11 protein-coding genes and 1 tRNA gene are annotated in these 18,182 nt (G+C 63.2%); 5 read left to right on the top strand and 7 right to left on the bottom strand.

Annotation, left to right across the window (positions count from 1 at the left end; all coding sequences use genetic code 11):
• The 5 genes from H618_RS21885 to H618_RS0118415 all read left to right on the top strand — a co-directional run.
• Positions 1 to 6,942: non-ribosomal peptide synthetase (locus tag H618_RS21885; protein ID WP_050577351.1), on the top strand; the 6,942-nt coding region annotated here is incomplete at its 5' end.
• Positions 6,939 to 7,928 (top strand): alpha/beta fold hydrolase, encoded by a 990-nt coding sequence (locus H618_RS0118430; RefSeq protein WP_050577350.1) that lies wholly within the window; start codon positions 6,939 to 6,941, stop codon positions 7,926 to 7,928. The genes H618_RS21885 and H618_RS0118430, both read left to right, overlap by 4 nt.
• Before the next feature lie 127 nt (positions 7,929 to 8,055).
• On the top strand, positions 8,056 to 9,210 hold the full coding sequence (locus H618_RS21880) for a saccharopine dehydrogenase family protein (protein ID WP_050577349.1): 1,155 nt from the start codon (positions 8,056 to 8,058) through the stop codon (positions 9,208 to 9,210).
• The gene (locus tag H618_RS0118420) at positions 9,207 to 11,123 is read left to right on the top strand and encodes a saccharopine dehydrogenase NADP-binding domain-containing protein (RefSeq protein WP_033727782.1); all 1,917 of its coding nucleotides are present in this window, start codon (positions 9,207 to 9,209) and stop codon (positions 11,121 to 11,123) included. Before H618_RS21880 ends, H618_RS0118420 begins: the two co-directional genes overlap by 4 nt.
• Positions 11,124 to 11,156: 33 nt before the next feature.
• Positions 11,157 to 11,999, top strand: coding sequence for a class I SAM-dependent methyltransferase (locus tag H618_RS0118415; protein ID WP_028696466.1), 843 nt, complete (start codon positions 11,157 to 11,159; stop codon positions 11,997 to 11,999).
• A gap of 10 nt (positions 12,000 to 12,009) precedes the next feature.
• On the opposite strand, the gene H618_RS21875 is transcribed toward H618_RS0118415, so the two are convergent.
• The 7 genes from H618_RS21875 to rplT all read right to left on the bottom strand — a co-directional run bounded on the left by H618_RS21875 (position 12,010) and on the right by rplT (position 18,162).
• A complete protein-coding gene (locus H618_RS21875; protein ID WP_050577348.1) occupies positions 12,010 to 12,906 on the bottom strand; it encodes a helix-turn-helix transcriptional regulator in 897 nt (298 codons plus the stop codon).
• 540 nt (positions 12,907 to 13,446) lie between these two features.
• Positions 13,447 to 13,523: transfer RNA gene (locus tag H618_RS0118405), tRNA-Pro, on the bottom strand.
• A 97-nt stretch (positions 13,524 to 13,620) separates the two neighbouring features.
• A complete protein-coding gene (locus H618_RS0118400; protein WP_028696465.1) occupies positions 13,621 to 13,977 on the bottom strand; it encodes a MerR family transcriptional regulator in 357 nt (118 codons plus the stop codon).
• Positions 13,958 to 14,260 carry an integration host factor subunit alpha gene (gene ihfA / locus H618_RS0118395; RefSeq protein WP_009394049.1) on the bottom strand — a complete coding sequence of 101 codons (303 nt, stop codon included), beginning with the start codon at positions 14,258 to 14,260 and terminating at the stop codon, positions 13,958 to 13,960. Before ihfA ends, H618_RS0118400 begins: the two co-directional genes overlap by 20 nt.
• A 3-nt stretch (positions 14,261 to 14,263) precedes the next feature.
• The gene (gene pheT, locus H618_RS0118390) at positions 14,264 to 16,645 is read right to left on the bottom strand and encodes a phenylalanine--tRNA ligase subunit beta (RefSeq protein WP_028696464.1); all 2,382 of its coding nucleotides are present in this window, start codon (positions 16,643 to 16,645) and stop codon (positions 14,264 to 14,266) included.
• 32 nt (positions 16,646 to 16,677) lie between these two features.
• On the bottom strand, positions 16,678 to 17,694 hold the full coding sequence (gene pheS, locus H618_RS0118385) for a phenylalanine--tRNA ligase subunit alpha (protein ID WP_028696463.1): 1,017 nt from the start codon (positions 17,692 to 17,694) through the stop codon (positions 16,678 to 16,680).
• Positions 17,695 to 17,805: 111 nt separating this feature from the next.
• Positions 17,806 to 18,162, bottom strand: a complete 357-nt coding sequence (gene rplT, locus H618_RS0118380) for a 50S ribosomal protein L20 (RefSeq protein WP_003250671.1) — start codon at positions 18,160 to 18,162, stop codon at positions 17,806 to 17,808.
• Positions 18,163 to 18,182: the final 20 nt, after the last annotated feature.

The following is an 18,182-nucleotide window of genomic DNA, read 5'->3' as shown; positions in this document are numbered from 1 at the left end:
GGTCGGCTCGACCATCAGGTCAAGGTGCGTGGCCACCGCATCGAACTGGGCGAAATCGAAACCGCCCTCGCCGCCCTGCCGGGTGTCGACCACGCCATCGCGGTGACCACCGGCTCACCGCTCACCCTGGCCGCCGCACTGGTGGTGCCTCGCCTGCCGGAGAATCAAGCGGCCTGGATCGCTGAGGTCAAACTGCAGTTGTCTGCCCGGCTGCCGGAGTACATGGTGCCGTCGTGCCTGAGCCTGTTGAGCACGCTGCCGTTGAGCGGCAACGGCAAGGTTGACCGCAAGCAAGTGCTACAAAGCCTCCAGGCGCAAACCACGCAGGTCACCGTTGACCATGAGCCACCCCAGGGTGAGCGGGAGCGGCGGGTCGCCGAGGTCTGGCAGCAGATCCTGCAGCGCAACGACATCAGCCGTCAGCAGAGCTTCTTCGCCTTGGGTGGCGATAGCCTGCTGGCAACGCAAGTCATCAGCCAACTCAAACGGCTTGGATGGGGCACGGCGCACGGCCTGCGCGTGCTGTTCGCTCAGCCCAGACTCGCTGATTTCGCTGCGCAGTTGCAGCCGATACAGGCGGGCGAGTCCGTGGCACCGGTACTGGCCGAACCGGCCCAGCGCCATGCGCCCTTCCCGCTGACCGAAGTACAGCGCGCTTACTGGATGGGCCAGAGCAGCGGTCTGCCGCTCAACTGCGGCACCCGGTATCTGGTGGAGCTCGACGGCCAGGATGTCGATCTATCGCGCATCGAGCAGGCATGGAACCGCTTGCTGCTGCAACACGACATGCTGCGGGCGGTGATCGACGAAGACGGTCAACAGCGAATCCTGCCGCACGTGCCTGCCGCCTCCATCGAGCTGCAACAGCTCGGTGCCGCCGATGCAGGACAACTGGCGGCGCAGGTGAACCAGGCTTGGCAACAGGCTTGCTGCCAAGCCGCGCCAATGCACCGCCTGCACGCCTTCCTTTACGGCGACCGGCGCTGTCGGCTGGCGATCATCTTCAACTACATGACCCTCGACGGGTTCAGCATCAAGCGCGTACTGGAGCAGCTGGCGCGATTGTATGCCGACCCGCAGGCAACCACAGAAGCGCCGGGCTTGACCTTCCGTGACTACGTCAATCAGGTGAGGCCCTCGGCCAGCGCGGTCAAGCGCGCCGAGGAGTACTGGCGCGCCCGCCTGGATGATCTGCCCTGCGCCGCAGCGCTGCCACTGGCCTGCGACCCGCAAAGCCTGAGCACCGTGCACTTTCGCCGGCGCCAGGTGGTACTGCCTGCCGCAGACTGGCAGGCCCTGTGCAATCGGGCGCGGCAGCACGACATCACGCCGTCGGTGCTGTTGCTCACCGCCTATGCGCAGACGCTCAGCCGCTGGAGCGGCGGCACGTCGCACACGCTGAACCTGACCCTGTTCGACCGTCAGGAGGTGCACCCTGACATTCATCAGGTGCTCGGTGACTTCACCTCGCTGGCGCCGGTGGCGTTTCATCCACATAAGGATGCGGGGCTGCTGGCGCATGCCCGGGCACTGCAACAAGGCATCGTTGACGCACTGGAGCACCGCGAGGTCTCCTCGATCTGGATTCAGCGCGAACGCAGCCGTATCGGCGATCGGGCCAGCGCCGCCCTGCCCATCGTCTTCACCAGCACGCTGGGGCTCGGTGGCGGCCTGTTCGAACGTCCGGCACCCGGTTTCCCGGAGATGGTGGCAGCGGGCATGTCCGAAACACCGCAAGTCTGGCTCGATCATCAGGTCTACGAGTACAACGGCGCGCTGGTGCTCACCTGGGACGCTGTCGATGCATTGTTCCCCGCCGGTCTGCTGGACGACATGTTCGGCGCTTATCAGGCGCTACTGGCACAGCTTCAGCACGCCACCTGGGAACAGCCGTTGAACCTGGCGCTGCCCCAGAGTCAGCGCCAGATGCGTCAACGGGTCAACGCCAGCGAAGACCCACGTCGCCTGCGCACCTTGCACGCCGACACCTTCGCCCAAGCCATGGCCCACCCGCAGCGCCCGGCGCTGATCGACGAGGCGGGAGTGATGACGTTCGGCCAATTGCGACAGGCCGCGCTGGCCGTGGCCGCCTGCCTGATCGATGCGGGTGTGCAGGCACAAATGCCGGTCGCGGTGAGCCTGCCTCGGGGTCGCCTGCAGGTCATCGCGGTGCTCGGCGTACTGGCCGCAGGCGCCTGCTATGTGCCCGTTGGCATCAAGCAACCGGCCAGCCGACGGGCGAAGATCCACCGGACAGCGGGCATCGGTCATGTGCTGTGCAGCATCGAGCAGCGCCCCGAGCTGGAAGCGGGCGACGCAGTGGCACTGATTCCAGTCGAGCAGGCGCTGACCTTCACGCCATTGCCAGGCACGGTGGATGTGCCCCACACCGCTGCCGCCTATGTGATCTTCACCTCAGGCTCGACCGGTGAGCCCAAGGGCGTGCAGATCGCGCACCATGCCGCAGCCAATACCATCGACGATCTGAACAGCCGCTACGGCATCGATCGGTCAAGCCGTGGCCTGGCCGTCTCGGCACTGGACTTCGATCTTTCCGTGTACGACCTGTTCGGCCTTTTGGGGGCCGGTGGCTCGCTGGTGCTACTCAATGAGCAGCAGCACCGCGATGCCGCGAGCTGGCTGGGATTGATCCAGCGCTACCAGGTCAACCTGTGGAACTCGGTGCCGGTGCTGCTGGACATGCTGTTGGTGGTCGCGCGGCACGAGCAGGCGGTGTTGCCGCTGCGCAACGTGATGCTGTCGGGCGACTGGATCGGCCTCGATCTACCAGCTCGCTTGCAGCTCTGCACCCAAGGTCAGGCGCGGATGATCGCCATGGGCGGCGCCACCGAGGCCTCGATCTGGTCCAACGTCTTCGACGTGCCCGCCCAGTTGCCTGCCCATTGGACCTCGATCCCGTACGGAAAACCGTTGAGCAACCAACACTACCGCGTGGTTGACGAACTGGGCCGCGACTGCCCGGACTGGGTGGCGGGCGAGCTGTGGATTGGCGGCGTGGGCGTGGCCGACGGTTATCGCGGCGCCCCGGAACTGACCGCGCAGCGTTTCGTCGCGCACAATGGCAAACGCTGGTACCGCACCGGTGATCGCGGGCGCTACTGGCCCGATGGCAATCTGGAATTTCTCGGCCGCCTCGATCATCAGGTCAAGGTGCGTGGCCACCGCATCGAACTGGGTGAGATCGAGACCGCCCTCAGCGCATTGCCTGGAGTCGATCATGCCATCGCCGTGACCACCGGCTCACCGGCGTCCCTGGCCGCGGCGCTGGTGGTCGAGCGTCGGCCGCTCGACGAACGCACCTACCTTCGGCAGCTCACCCAGCAATTGAGCGCAGCGCTGCCCGATTACATGGTGCCCAGCGCCCTGGTGCTGCTCGATGAGCTGCCGCTAAGCGCCAATGGCAAGGTGGATCGCAAGCGGGTGCTGGCCAGCCTCGCGCAGCTGGCGCAACCTGCGAGCGATGCCTTCGAGGCGCCGCAGGATGCCCGTGAGCGACAGGTCGCGGCAGTCTGGGAAGAGGTGTTGCAACAACCTCGCGTGGGTCGCCGCGACAGCTTCTTCGCCCTGGGTGGTGACAGTCTTTCGGGCACTCAGGTCATCGCCCGCCTCAAGCAATCAGGACTTGGCAGCGAGCAAGGCTTGCGTCAGTTGTTCGCCAACCCGCAACTGGCTGACTTCGCTGCGCGGCTAGGCGCGCAAACGCTGAGCGACACGCCCCGCCGGCTCACGGCCAACATCGAGGCGCGCCATGCGCCGTTCCCGCTCACCGAAGTGCAACGGGCGTACTGGATGGGTCAACACGGCGACCTGCCGTTGAGCTGCGGCAGTCATTATCTGCTGGAGCTGGACGGTGAGCAGGTCGATCTGCCGCGCCTCGAACAGGCGTGGAATCATCTGGTGCAACGTCACGACATGCTGCGCGTGGTGTTCGACGCCGACCGCACGCAACGGGTGCTGGCCCAGGTGCCGCCAGTGCGCATCGACATCGACAGCCACGCGGCCACGGATCTTGCCCAGGCCCGCGCTCGCTTGCATCAGGCCTGGCACGGTCAGCCGGTGAAGCTGGGGCACTGGCCACTGTTCGCCCTGCGCGCCGTGCGTTATGGTCAGGCACGCTGGCGGTTGGGCATTTTCCTCAACTACATGGCGCTGGACGGCTACAGCATCAAGCTGCTGCTCAATGAACTGGCGACGGTGTTCGCTCGGCCGGGCCAGGCGCTGCCCGACATCGGCATCGGCTTTCGGGACTACGTCGAGCAGGTACGTCCCGACCCCGTGGCCCTGCGCCGGGCGCAAGCCTGGTGGCGAGCGAAACTCGAGCACTTGCCCGCCGCTGCCGCCCTGCCTCTGGCCTGTGATCCGCAGACCCTCACCGACGTGCAGTTCACCCGCCGTTCGGGGCGGCTCGATCAAGCGACCTGGCAACAGCTGCGCAGCCTGGCCCGCCAACACGCGGTCACACCGAGCGTACTGGTACTGGTGGCCTACGCCCAGGTCTTGAGCCAATGGAGCGGTGGCACTGCCCACACCCTGAACATGACCTTGTTCGACCGCCAGGATGTGCATCCGGACATCCATCGTGTGCTGGGCGACTTCACCTCGCTGGCGCCGGTGGCCTATGACCCGCAAAACGGTGCCAGCCTGTTGCAGCAGGCCCAGGCAATGCAGCAGGAGATCGCCGACGCGCTGGACCACCGCGAAGTGTCCTCGATCTGGGTGCAGCGCGAGCGTGCCCGGCGTCTGGGGTCGAGCGGCGCCGCACTGCCGGTGGTGTTCACCAGCACCCTGGGGATCTCCGACAGCCTGTTCGATCAGGCACTGCCAGACGGTTTCCCGGACCTGGCCGACGGTGGCCTCTCACAGACGCCGCAAGTCTGGCTCGATCATCAAATGTACGAGCACCATGGCGAGCTGCTGTTTTCCTGGGACGTGGTCGAGGCGCTGTTCCCCGAGGGGCTGATCGACAGCATGTTCGCCGCATTCGTGGCGCGGCTGGAGGGGTTGGTGGAACACGATTGGAGCGCACCGACCTCACTGGCCCTGCCGCCCCGCGACCTCGAGGCGCGGCTGAAAGCCAACGCCACTGAACGCCCACGTCGCTTGCGCGGCCTGCATACCGATGTCTTCGCCCGCGCCCTGCACGCCCCCGAACGCACCGCGCTGATCGATGATGCAGGCGCGCTGAGCTTCGCCGAACTGACTCAACGCGCCCTCGCCGTCGCCGCCTGCCTGATCGAATCGGGCGTACAGGCGCAGATGCCGGTTGCCGTCAGCCTGCCGCGCGGGCGTCAGCAGATCATCGCGGTCCTCGGCGTGCTGGCCGCAGGCGCCTGCTATGTGCCCATTGGCATCAAGCAGCCGGCCAGCCGCCGGGCGAAGATTCACCGCACAGCGGGCATTGGCCATGTGCTGTGCAGCGCTGACCACTGCCCCGAGCTGCTCGCCGATGATCAGGTGACATTGATTGCGGTGGAACAGGCGCAAGAGTTTACCCCGCTGGCACCAGCGCTGGACGTCGATCCAGCGGGGCCGGCCTACGTGATCTTCACTTCAGGCTCGACCGGTGAACCCAAGGGCGTGCAGATCGCGCACCACGCGGCCGCCAATACCCTCGATGATCTCAACCGTCGCTACGGCATCGATCAGTCAAGCCGTGGCCTGGCCGTCTCGGCACTGGATTTCGACCTGTCGGTGTATGACCTCTTCGGCCTGCTGGGCGCCGGTGGTTCGCTGGTGCTGATCAGCGAAGAGCAGCAACGCGATGCTGCCAGCTGGCTGGCGTTGATCCAGGCTCATCAGGTCAACCTGTGGAACTCGGTGCCAGTGCTGCTGGACATGCTGTTGGTGGTCGCGCGGCACGAGCAGGCGGTGTTGCCGCTGCGCAACGTGATGCTGTCGGGCGACTGGATCGGCCTCGATCTACCGGCTCGCTTGCAGCAATGCACCAACGGCCAGGCGCGGATGATCGCCATGGGCGGTGCCACCGAGGCGTCGATCTGGTCCAACGTCTTCGACGTACCCGCCCAGTTACCTGCGCACTGGACCTCGATCCCCTATGGCAAACCGCTGGGCAACCAGCACTACCGCGTGGTCGACGATCAAGGCCGCGACTGCCCGGACTGGGTGGCGGGCGAGCTGTGGATTGGCGGTGTGGGGGTGGCCGACGGTTATCGCGGCGCGCCGGAGCTCACCGCCCAGCGCTTCGTCGAGCACGATGGCCAGCGCTGGTACCGCACCGGGGATCGCGGGCGCTACTGGCCGGACGGCAACCTGGAATTTCTGGGTCGGCTCGACCATCAGGTCAAGGTGCGTGGCCACCGCATCGAACTGGGCGAAATCGAAACCGCCCTCGCCGCTCTGCCGGGTGTCGACCACGCGATTGCGGTGACCACCGGCTCGCCGGCAACGCTGGCAGCGGCGCTGGTCATGGCCGTTGTGCCAGCCGATCCGGCACCGTGTATCGGCGCCTTCAAGCAGCGCCTGGGCGAAGTGCTGCCGGACTACATGGTGCCTGCACACCTGCTGTTACTGGCGCAACTGCCGCTCAGTGCCAACGGCAAGGTAGACCGTGCGACGGTGCTCGCGCAGCTCGCTGATGTGCACCCGCAAGCCAGCGCTCATCAAGCGCCACTGGCAGGTCTGGAAAGCGAAATCGCTGCAGTGTGGCGCGCGGTGCTGCAACGCCCGGCCGTGTCACGCCATGACGATTTCTTCGCCATTGGCGGCGACAGCCTCAGTGCCACCCGCATCGTCACCCTGCTCCAGGAGCGTCTTGGCGCCCAGGCGGTGACGTTGCGCACACTCTACGCCCAGGCACCCACAGTGGCCGCGCTGGCCGCTCATATCCAAGCCTGCGGGCGATCCCATCCATTGCGTCCTGCGCCCGTTGAACAGGCGCTCTACGAAGAGGGCATCCTGTGAATACTGCCACCCCATCCTTTCCGGCCGACGACAGCATCGCTGCAATCCTCGCCAACGCCCGCAGCCTGGGCGTGGACCTGTGGAATCAGGACGGCCAGTTGCGCTTTCGTGCCCCGCAAGGCGCGCTGACCGATGCGTTGCGCGAGCAGCTCAAACGCAACCGGGAGCAAGTTCTGGCGTGCCTGGCAGGCAGCACGCCTGGGCCTGCGGACACGCGCCAGGGCAGCATTGCAGCGGACTGGTTCAAGACCTGGCAGCCCCGCCCACACGCCACGCAACGGGTGATCTGCCTGCCCCATGCCGGGGGTTCGGCCAGCTTTTTTCGACACTGGGGTGCGGCGTTGCCCGCCCATGTCGAGCTGATCGCGGTGCAATACCCTGGCCGTGAAGAACGCATCGACGCCCCTCTGATCAGTGACCTGACGCTGCTGGTTACAGCCATTGCCGATGCCCTGCAACGAACGCCTCATCTGTTGCAGCAACCGTACCTGTTGTTCGGCCACAGCATGGGTTCGGCACTGGCGTACGAACTGCATCGCGCCTTGCAACAGCGCGGCTTGCCGCTGGCGCAGCACCTGTTGCTGTCCGCCTGCGAAGCGCCCAGCCGGCGCAAGGCCGAGGCGTTTCACCTGGCGAGCGACCAACGCTTGATGGACGAAATGTTGCGCCTGGGCGGCACGCAAGACGCCATGGCGCACTCACCTGAACTGATGGAACTGGTACTGCCAGTGACCCGCAGCGACTACCAGGCCATCGAGACGTATGTGCCCGATCCGCAACGCTTGCCAGTGTCGGTACCGATCACCGCCCTGACCGGCGACGAGTTTCACGGGCTGGACTTGGGCGATGCGTTGGCGTGGGCCGATGAAACCACGGCCGGGTTCGTTCACCGCGGCTTTCCCGGCGGGCATTTCTACTTGATGCAACAGCAGGACGGCGTGCTGGACGTGGTCAGGGCGGCGCTGGAACAACTGCCACGGCGCTGAAAAGCTCCGGATCCGGGGGGCCCACTCCCGGATCGGGTGGTCGGCACTGGCTGGCGATTCCATAGTCGGCTCCTTTGAGAACGATTCTTATTGAATCGAGTACTCCCCCTCTTGTCGGGACAGCAGCATGCACAATCAAGCAAACCACCGCCCCATCATCGTCATGGGCGGCAATGGGCGGGTCGGACGCGAAGTGGTGAGGTATCTGCTGCGGCACACCCACCACAAAATCATCATCGCCTCGCGCAGCGCGCACTCGGCATCGGCCAACGGTGCGACGCCGAACGACCCGCGCCTCGTCAGCCTGGTGCTGGACGCCAACGACCCTCAGGCGCTGAGGCAGGCGTTTGCGGACGCGGCCCTGGTGATCGCCTGCATCGGGCCTTCCGGGGTGCTCGGTGAACGGGTCGCACGCGCCTGCATCGAGGTGGACACACCCTTGATCGACGCCGGCGGCTACGACCCGTTGCTCAAGGCCTTGGAAGCACGTCAGCACCAAGAGCCAGTCGATGTGCCGTTGATCATCAGCGTCGGCCTGATGCCCGGCCTGACCGGGCTGTTTCCCAAGTACGTGATCGATTCCACTGCCCACGGACGCACCCCGCTGCGCCTGGACACCTGCTGCATTGGCCGCGATGCCTGGACCTACAACTCGGCGTGGGACATCGTCCACAGCCTCGGCGACTTTGGCCAGGACCGTGGTTTTCCGGTCATCCGTCACGGCGTGCATCGGTCAGTGGGCTTTTTCAAGGCCATGCGCAAGGTGACCTTTCCCGGGCAGATTGGCCGCGTCAGCACGATGCTGATGCCCAGCGAAGAACTGGCGCGCCTGGCCAGGCAACTGAACATCCCCGAGGCCCGCGCCTACGGCAGCAACGTCGGTCCACGGGCGGCGCTGGCCTGCCTGCGGGCCAAACTGCTCGGCCAATTCCGTACCCCCGAGAAGATCCACCGTGCGGCACAACGCCTGGCCAAGGCATCGGCGCGGGACCTGCGCAATCTACAGCCGGTGTATGGCTTGCGGGTCGATGTGACCTACGCCGATGAACAGCGCGAAAGCGCCACCTTGGTGGTCGCCGACACCTACCAGGCCACTGGCGTTGCAATCGCCATCACCGCGCGCTGCCTGCTGGAAGGTGATCCGCTGGCCAACGGCGTACAGATGCTGCACGAGGCCATCGACAGTCGCCGTTTCATGCAGCTGTTCAGGGCCGAAGGCTTGCTCGCTATCGACGGCCTGACGGCGCAGCCCCACCCCGAATGGCAAGGAGGTTTGTCATGAACGCGTTGAACAACGGCGTACCGCCCTCGAAGAACGTCATCGTGATCGGCGGCACCGGCGAAACCGGACGCCGCATTCTGCGAGCATTGCACAGGCGCTGCCCGCACGTGCGCCTGAGCTGCGCGGCACGTCGCCCGGACCGCAGCGATACCCTGCCTGCCGGAGTCTCACGGGTGGCGCTGGACATCGATGACAGCCAGAGCGCCGTGGCGGTCCTGCGTCAGTTCGACCTGGCGATCATCGCGCTGGGGCCGATGGACGCCTATGGTGCGCGTCCCCATACCCTGTGTCTGCAAGCAGGCATCGACTGCGTGGACGTCAACGACAGCCTGAGCGCCGCCGACGCCATTCAAGCCCTGAACTCCAGCGCACTGGCCCAGGGTCGCCGAGTGCTGACCGGCATGGGGCTGACGCCCGGGCTGTCCGGCATCCTGTTGATGAAACTGGTCCGCGAACAGGCGTCCGCCAGCGGCACCTACCGCAGCCGGTTTTATGCAGGCGCAGCCTACGGCGGAGGCGAAACCAGCCCCTACGTGCTGCTGGACAGTTTCAAGCCGACGCTGACGGCCTTCATCGATGGCAAACGCCAGACCCAGCCTGCGCCCTGGGGCGATGCCCACAGTCGGTTCACCTTCTCTGGCCACGCAACGCCCGCGCCCTTAATCGCCTACTCGGCACCGGAAATCGCGACCTTGGGCGCGCATGACTCCAGCCAAACGACCCACACGATCAACACCCTGGATTACCGTTACAGCATTCAATTCCTGTCGCCGCGCAGCGCCCGGTTGATGGGCCGCTTGAGCCGCTGGAAAGGCGTGCGCGAACGTCTGGCGAAGATGTTCTACAGCAGCGGCCAGTCGATGAAAAAGCGCAAGAAGGCCGACCCCGACTGCTGCCTGTGGGTCTACCCGGACAATCGCCCGGAGGACGGATGGGTGGTGCATGGCTGCATCTCTTCCTACGACTTCACCGCCCTCACCGCCTGCGCGGCCGTGCAGTGGTTATTGGCCGAGTCGGGCGAGATCGGCGCCGGGGTCTACAGCATGGAACAACTGCCGGCCAGCGCTCATCACGCGATGGAAACGATTCTGCGCCGGCACGGCATCAGCGCACGCCGGGCGAAGGACCTCGACCCCGCCATGGACCCATTGCAGTTCGGCTGGTGCCAGGTAGTCAGCGGCAGCAGCCATGAGTTGCCGCACTTCGGCCAGTGCTGGTACGACGCCGCGATGCATCCGCGCATGCCTGCCTTGCAGACCACCTACCTCACCGACTCGGCCGTGTGGGCACGCCTGCGTGAGAAAAAACCCGGGCTGGCCATGGGCGGCTTCGTGGCCAGCTTCCTGTGGCGCTGGCGGGAGCATCACCGGCGCCTCGCAAGCTTTCGCAGCCGTCACCCGACTTACGCCGCCGAATGGGCGAAGATCACCCGCGATATAAGCATGTTTACCGCAGGTTACAGCCGCGTACGCGACCTGCTGGGTCAGCAACAGGCCTATGCCTTGTACCGGGAGATGTTCCTGGCCACGGGCAAAATGGAAATGCGCTGGCTGTGGCCGGTACCTGAGGTCATCGCCGCCACGGACGACCCGTCGGGTGCGGTGCGCAGCTACTGGCAGGCCTTCATGGCGCGCTATCAGACCTTGGGGTTGCTCAGGGGCCAGCGCACTGAGAACGGCTATCGCATTGACCACTGCACCTTCGCCGAAATGTTCACCCTTCTGGGCAGCCCTGAGCTGAACACCCTGATGCGGGAAATGGAGCACGAGGCGCTGGCGTACATGGCGCGCCTGACAACGCTGGAAATCGACTGGCAATCGGCTGCCGACGGCTGTGCCACCGTCAGCTTGAACGCCCCCGCCGCCGCCGCACTGCCCGCCCACACCACTACCACGCAGGCCGCCTCGTTGTGAGGCTGGCACGCGCTTGTCGACAAGGAACACACAATGAACGCTGCGGTTGACCTCGAACGCATTTCACCGGGCCTGCAAGGCGTGCCGGAAACCATGCTGCTGACCATCTGGACTCGCTCGGCCTATTCCGACGGCCCGCACAGCCTGCTCAACGACCCGCTGCTGATGTCGCTGATGCAGCGTATCGACTACGACTTTCGCGGGCGCTTCGGCCCACCGACCCCTGTGCATGCAGTGCGCTCGCGCTACGCCGATGAACGCATCAATACCTTTCTAGCGCGGGAACCCGAAGGGTCGGTGGTGGTGTTGGGCGAAGGCCTGGAGACCCAGTTCTGGCGCGTCGCTCATCCGCGGGTACAGTGGTATTCGGTTGATCTTGCCGAGTCGATCGGCATTCGCCAGCGTCTACTGCCCGCTCACGAACGCAACCACCTGATCGCCTGCTCGGCACTGGACGATCAGTGGCTGGAACAGGTCGCGCAACAGGTCAAGGGCCCGGTGTTCATCAGCGCGGCGGGGTTGTTCATGTACTTCACCGAAGCGCAGGTGCTGGCGTTGCTGGAAAAGATCACCCGTCGTTTCGAACGCGGCGAAGTGTTCTTCGACACCATCCCGCCATGGTTCTCGCGCAAGACGCTCAGGGGCTGGAAACTGTCAACCGGCTACACCGCGCCGCCCATGCCATTTGGCATGCCGCTGGGCCGGGTCCCGTCGTTCGTGAAGCAGGTGCCAGGGCTGCGGCTGTTGTCGTGTCCGACCTTTGCCCAGCCCTACCCGCACTACATGCGCCTGTTCGCCTTGATGTCGCGTATCGGCTACCTACGCAGGCGCTTTGCGCCGGGGTTGATTCACTGCGCGTTCGGCAGCGGCAACTGAGCCACGCCGCTCAACGCAGGGGCGGCGCACCGAACAGCAGACTGTCCGGGTCCTGGCGCAGGCTGCCCGGCAGCACGCCAAACTGCTTGCGAAAGGCACTGCTGAAATGACTGACGTTGCTGTAACCGAGGATCATCGCGGTTTCAGTGACGTTGTGATGTTGCAGCAGAGCCTGCGCTTTCTTCATCCGTTCACCCTGAAAATAGGCATAGATGCTGTTGCTGAAGAGCTTCTTGAAGCCCTGTTTGAGCTTGAATTCGTTCAGCCCGACCTTCTGCGCGATCTGCGCGATGGTGGGCGGCGAACTGAGGTCCTGCAGCAGAAAATCACGCGCTTCGAGCAGTCGGCGCCGCTCGAATTGTGCCACCGGTTCATCGTCAGGTTCGCCCTTGAAGGCGTGCAGATGCCAGTACAGGTAGTCGAGCGCGGCCGAGTGGATGAGCAATTGCGGATAATCAGGGCTGCTCAGGTGGCAGAACAGTTGCGCCGCCGCAAAGCGCGCCCGGTTGCTGGCCGGGCAACTGTGGGTGAAGAATCGCCCCAGCGTGGTCGGTGTCACCAGGTGGCAATCCTCGCCAGCCAGAGACAACAACAATTGAGGATCGACCAGCAGCTCGATATTGGACAGGTCAGAGCAATGGGCCACATTGAAGTGTTCGCCATTGGCATACCCCACGTTGAGGTCACCGGGTGATAGCGAGATCTCGTGGTTTCTGACCTTCGCCTGAAAGTTGCCCTGCAACAGGCAATTGAAGTGGATGTACTCGCTGGTGTGCTGGTAGGACGTCCGCGTGACGCTGGTGTTATCGGGATTGGCGCAAGTCAGGTTGACGATGAGCCCCGGTTGAAGCTGCAGGCCCTTACTGGTGATTTGCAGTTGGGTGTGCGTCGCTTCTCGATGGTCCATAAGCATGCCCTCGAGCCTGACCGATACCGTTAATGATTCTCATTGGCGTCGATGGTAAGGCGAGGCTGCGGCGATGTAAATCGAATGTGTAGGAAATTTCCACATGGACTACGCTCCCCCTTGAACGCAGGAAGAGCCCAAATTACCAAACAGTGCGTTCGATCCCTTGGTGAATAACTGTCCGGTGTAGCGGTCTACTTACCCCGGAGACCCTTCCAGACGAGAATGCTTGCCACAGGGAAATGCTGGATGCTCCAGCAACGCCGTACCTTTACGCATTGATTCAACCGCGAAGCTGCCTGCTGGGTGCTGAGGTGTGCGCCCTCTCCCTAGACCTGTACAAGCAAGCTGGAAAAGACGTTCAAAAGATCGCTGGCCATGCGACCGAAGGCATGACCAGACATTAAGAGGAAGGTTGAGCGTGGCTGGGTAACGGCGATATCGCCCAATAGTTTTGCGCGAGTTTTGCGCATTCTTTGCGCACACTCGCCCATAAAAAAATCCAGTCACCGCTAAGTGACTGGATTTTCTAGGGTATTTTGGTCGGGACGGAGTGATTCGAACACTCGACCCCTTGCACCCCATGCAAGTGCGCTACCGGGCTGCGCTACGCCCCGAACTGTTCTCGATATTGCCGAGAACGGGAAGAAATGTACCCTAACCTTTTGATAAATGAAAGCTTTTTCTCAAAAAACTTTCATCGATGGATCGGGCCTACTTCTTCAGCACTACCAGCACATCCTCCAACTCGACAATCATCTGTCGAATCAGCTGCTTGTACTGAGTCGTGTCTTCCTTGGCTTCATCGCTGGACAGGCGCAGCCTGGCGCCGCCGATGGTGAAGCCCTGATCGTAAAGCAGGGCGCGGATCTGGCGGATCATCAGCACGTCCTGGCGCTGATAATACCGGCGATTCCCGCGGCGCTTGACCGGGTTGAGCTGTGGAAATTCCTGTTCCCAGTACCGCAACACGTGCGGTTTTACCGCGCAAAGCTCGCTAACTTCACCGATGGTGAAGTAGCGTTTGCCCGGAATGGGGGGCAGCTCGTCGTTATGGCTTGGTTCCAGCATAGGCCTCAACCCGGGCTTTCAGTTTCTGCCCTGGACGAAAGGTGACGACTCGGCGTGCGGTGATCGGGATCTCTTCCCCAGTCTTGGGGTTGCGGCCCGGCCGCTGACGTTTGTCGCGAAGATCAAAGTTGCCGAAACCGGACAACTTGACCTGCTCGTTATCTTCAAGTGCGTGGCGAATTTCTTCGAAAAACAACTCGACCAATTCTTTGGCTTCGCGCTTGTTGAGCCCCAGCTCCTCGTACAGCCGTTCGGCCATCTCAGCTTTCGTCAGAGCACCCATACGCTATTTCCTTAACGTGGTGTTCAACCTTTGTTCGAGCGAGGTGAGAATGGTTTGCAGGGTGGCGTTCACCTCATCGTCGGTAAGAGTGCGTGATGGATGCTGCCAGGTCAAGCCGACCGCCAGGCTTTTTCTATCAGGATCAATACCTTTACCTTGATAGACATCAAACAGCCTAAGGTCCGTCAGCCATTGCCCAGCATTGTCACGAATGATGTCGAGCACCTCGTGCGCCGCCACTTCACGGCCTGCGATCAAGGCGAGGTCGCGACGGGTTTCGGGGAACTTCGACAGCTCGCTGAATGCCGGAAGTTGCCCTTCGACAACTTGCGCCAGAATCATCTCGAAAACAAATACCGGACGATCCAGATCAAGCGCTTTAGCCAGCTCGGGGTGCAATGCGCCAATGTAGCCGACTTCCTTGCCATCGCGCTCGATTCGAGCGGTTTGACCAGGATGCAGGGCTGGATGCTGCGCGGCGGTGAAGGTGAAGCTATGCAGCGCCCCGGCATACCCCAGCACCGCTTCGACATCAGCTTTGATATCGAAGAAGTCGACGCTGTCACGACCATTGGCCCAGCCTTCGGGCAGTCGGCTACCGCTGATCAAACCTGCGATCATGGGCTCTTGCTTGAGCTCGCCCAGTTGGCCAACGAAGCGAAGACCACTCTCGAACAAACGCACACGGTCTTGCTGGCGGTTCAGGTTGTGCTGCAACGCCTTGACCAAGCCTGGCCACAACGAGCCACGCATGGCCGCCATGTCGCTGGAGATAGGGTTGGCCAGTAGCAGCGGCTCGACGCCAGGATTGAACAGCTCGAACAACTTCGTATCGATGAAGCTGTAGGTGATCGCTTCCTGGTAGCCACGAGCCACCAGCAGGCGGCGCAGGGTTGGCAGCTCGCTGCGCGACTCGGGGCGCGCTTGCGGCGCCAGGCGCGCCTGCGGGTAGCGCACTGGCAGACGGTTGTAGCCGTACAGCCGGGCAAGCTCCTCGATCAGGTCGACTTCCAGGCTGACATCGAAACGATGGCTTGGCACTGTGACAGTCCACTGCCCTGCCCCATCGGCCTGAGTCGACAGGCCCAGCGCATTGAGCAACTGCTCGATTTGCGCAGGCTGCATGTCCATGCCCAGCATCTGGCTGACGCGTTCGGCGCGCAAGGTGATGGGTGCGATATGCGGCAGGTGTTCGGCACTGACACTTTCAATCACCGGGCCTGCTTCACCACCGACGATCTCGATGATCAGACGCGTGGCGCGCTCCATCGCTTCACGGGCCAATTGTGAATCCACGCCGCGCTCGAAACGATGCGATGCATCGGTATGCAGGCCGTACGAACGGGCCTTGCCGGCAACCGATACAGGCTCGAAGAATGCGCTCTCGAGGAACAGATCGCGGGTCTTCTCGGTATCGACGCCGCTGTGCTCCCCGCCCATCACCCCAGCAATGGCCAGCGGCCGCGCGTGGTCGGCAATCACCAGCGTATCGCTGCGCAATGCCACTTCCTGGCCGTCGAGCAACACAAGCTTCTCGCCCTCTTCAGCCATGCGCACACGAATGCCGCCGTTGATTTCGGCGAGGTCGAAGGCATGCATCGGCTGACCGAGCTCGAGCATCACATAGTTGGTGATGTCGACGGCAGCATCGATGCTGCGCACGTCACTGCGACGCAGACGCTCGACCATCCACAACGGGGTCGGCCTGGACAGATCGACGTTACGGATGACGCGGCCCAGGTAACGCGGGCAGGCGGCAGGCGCAGTTACCTCGACCGAGCGCACTTCATCGTGACTGGCGAGCACCGCTGGCACTTCCGGCCGTTGCACGGCAACGTCGTACAGCGCGCTGACGTCGCGCGCCAGGCCCGCGATCGACAGGCAGTCGCCGCGGTTGGGGGTCAGACCGATCTCGATGCTGGCATCGTCCAGGCTCAAATACTGACGGATGTCCTCACCGACTGGCGCGTCGCTGGCAAGCTCCAGCAAGCCGTCGTTTTCCTCACTGATCTGCAGCTCGGCTGCCGAACAGAGCATGCCAAACGACTCTACGCCGCGCAGCTTGGCCTTCTTGATCTTGAAGTCGCCGGGCAGCTCGGCACCGATCATGGCGAATGGAATCTTGATGCCTGGGCGCGCATTTGGCGCGCCGCACACGACCTGGAAAGCCTCCTTGCCGTCACTGACCTGGCAGACGCGCAGCTTGTCGGCGTCCGGGTGCTGTTCGGTGGCAAGGATTTCACCGACCACGATGCCGCTGAACTGGCCGGCGGCAGGCGTAACGCTGTCGACTTCCAGGCCGGCCATGGACAGGCGTGCGACCAGATCGTCGCGGGAGACTTGCGGGTTGACCCAACCACGCAGCCACTGTTCACTGAATTTCATGCTGCTCTCCTAAATGTGCGTCAGGTACGGGCCTAGCGGAATTGCGCGAGGAACCGCAGGTCGTTGTCGAAGAACAGACGCAAATCATTGACGCCGTAACGCAGCATCGCCAGACGCTCGGCACCCATGCCGAACGCGAAGCCCTGGAAGGTTTCCGGATCGATGCCCGACATGCGCAGCACGTTCGGATGCACCATGCCGCAGCCCATCACTTCCAGCCAGCCGGTCTGCTTGCACACCCGGCAGCCCTGGCCCGAGCACATGACGCACTGGATATCCACCTCGGCGGACGGCTCGGTGAACGGGAAGAAGGATGGACGAAAACGCACCGCCAGTTCCTTCTCGAAGAACACCCGGAGAAACTCTTCGATGGTGCCTTTGAGATCGGCAAAGTTGATGTCGCGGTCGATCAACAGGCCTTCGACCTGGTGGAACATCGGCGAATGGGTGATATCCGAGTCGCAGCGGTAGACCCGCCCTGGGCAGACGATGCGAATGGGCGGCTGGCTGGACTCCATGGTGCGCACCTGCACTGGCGAGGTGTGCGTGCGCAGCAGCATGTTGGCATTGAAATAGAAGGTGTCATGCATCGCCCGCGCCGGGTGGTGGCCGGGGATGTTGAGCGCTTCGAAGTTGTGGTAGTCGTCTTCGACCTCAGGGCCCTCGGCAATGCCGTAGCCGATATGAGTGAAGAACTGTTCGATGCGCTCAAGGGTACGGGTGATTGGGTGCAGACCACCGGTGGTCTGCCCGCGGCCCGGCAAAGTGACGTCGATACGCTCAGCCGCCAGACGGGCATTCAGCTCAGCCGCTTCGAACGCTGTCTTGCGAGCGTTGAGCACTACAGTGACGCGTTCCTTGGCGTCGTTGATCAGCGCGCCGACCTTGGGGCGCTCATCGGCAGGCAGGTTACCCAGGGTCTTCATCACCTGAGTCAGCTCGCCTTTCTTGCCGAGAAACTGGACCCGGATCTGTTCCAGGGTATTGATGTCTTCAGCGCGTTCCACGGCCTCTAAGGCTTGGGAGACCAGCGCATCCAGGTTTTCCATGTACAGACTCCAGATACAAAAATAGGGGAAGAGCTTTTGAAGGCTCTTCCCCTATCGATGACGTTCTACACCCGCCAGCGCGACGCGCCAGCGGATGATTGTCGTGGGTACTTAAGCCAGAACGGCTTTAGCTTTCTCGACAATTGCAGCAAACGCCGCTTTTTCGTTCACTGCCAGGTCAGCCAGAACCTTGCGGTCGATTTCGATCGACGCTTTTTTCAGGCCAGCGATCAAACGGCTGTACGACAGGCCGTTGGTGCGTGCACCGGCGTTGATACGAGCGATCCACAGTGCGCGGAACTGACGTTTTTTCTGGCGACGGTCACGGTAGGCATATTGACCAGCCTTGATGACAGCCTGCTTGGCAACACGGAATACGCGCGAACGAGCGCCGTAGTAGCCTTTAGCCAGTTTCAGGATTTTTTTGTGACGCTTGCGAGCGATGACGCCGCGCTTTACACGAGCCATGAGTAACTTCCTCTATCTTT

The sequence above is a fragment of the Pseudomonas cremoricolorata DSM 17059 = NBRC 16634 genome (assembly GCF_000425745.1).
GTDB classification, from domain to species: Bacteria; Pseudomonadota; Gammaproteobacteria; order Pseudomonadales; family Pseudomonadaceae; genus Aquipseudomonas; species Aquipseudomonas cremoricolorata.
Note: the sequence above shows the minus strand (reverse complement) of the source record. Positions and strands in the feature narration are given on the sequence as shown.

Excerpts from the sequence above, each read along its gene's own strand:
- pheT (WP_028696464.1), bottom strand. The coding sequence starts at position 16,645 with ATGAAATTCAGTGAACAGTGGCTGCGTGGTTGGGTCAACCCGCAAGTC.
- H618_RS21880 (WP_050577349.1), top strand. The coding sequence starts at position 8,056 with ATGCACAATCAAGCAAACCACCGCCCCATCATCGTCATGGGCGGCAAT.
- H618_RS0118400 (WP_028696465.1), bottom strand. The coding sequence starts at position 13,977 with ATGCTGGAACCAAGCCATAACGACGAGCTGCCCCCCATTCCGGGCAAA.
- H618_RS0118420 (WP_033727782.1), top strand. The coding sequence starts at position 9,207 with ATGAACGCGTTGAACAACGGCGTACCGCCCTCGAAGAACGTCATCGTG.
- H618_RS0118415 (WP_028696466.1), top strand. The coding sequence starts at position 11,157 with ATGAACGCTGCGGTTGACCTCGAACGCATTTCACCGGGCCTGCAAGGC.
- pheS (WP_028696463.1), bottom strand. The coding sequence starts at position 17,694 with ATGGAAAACCTGGATGCGCTGGTCTCCCAAGCCTTAGAGGCCGTGGAA.
- rplT (WP_003250671.1), bottom strand. The coding sequence starts at position 18,162 with ATGGCTCGTGTAAAGCGCGGCGTCATCGCTCGCAAGCGTCACAAAAAA.
- H618_RS21875 (WP_050577348.1), bottom strand. The coding sequence starts at position 12,906 with ATGGACCATCGAGAAGCGACGCACACCCAACTGCAAATCACCAGTAAG.
- ihfA (WP_009394049.1), bottom strand. The coding sequence starts at position 14,260 with ATGGGTGCTCTGACGAAAGCTGAGATGGCCGAACGGCTGTACGAGGAG.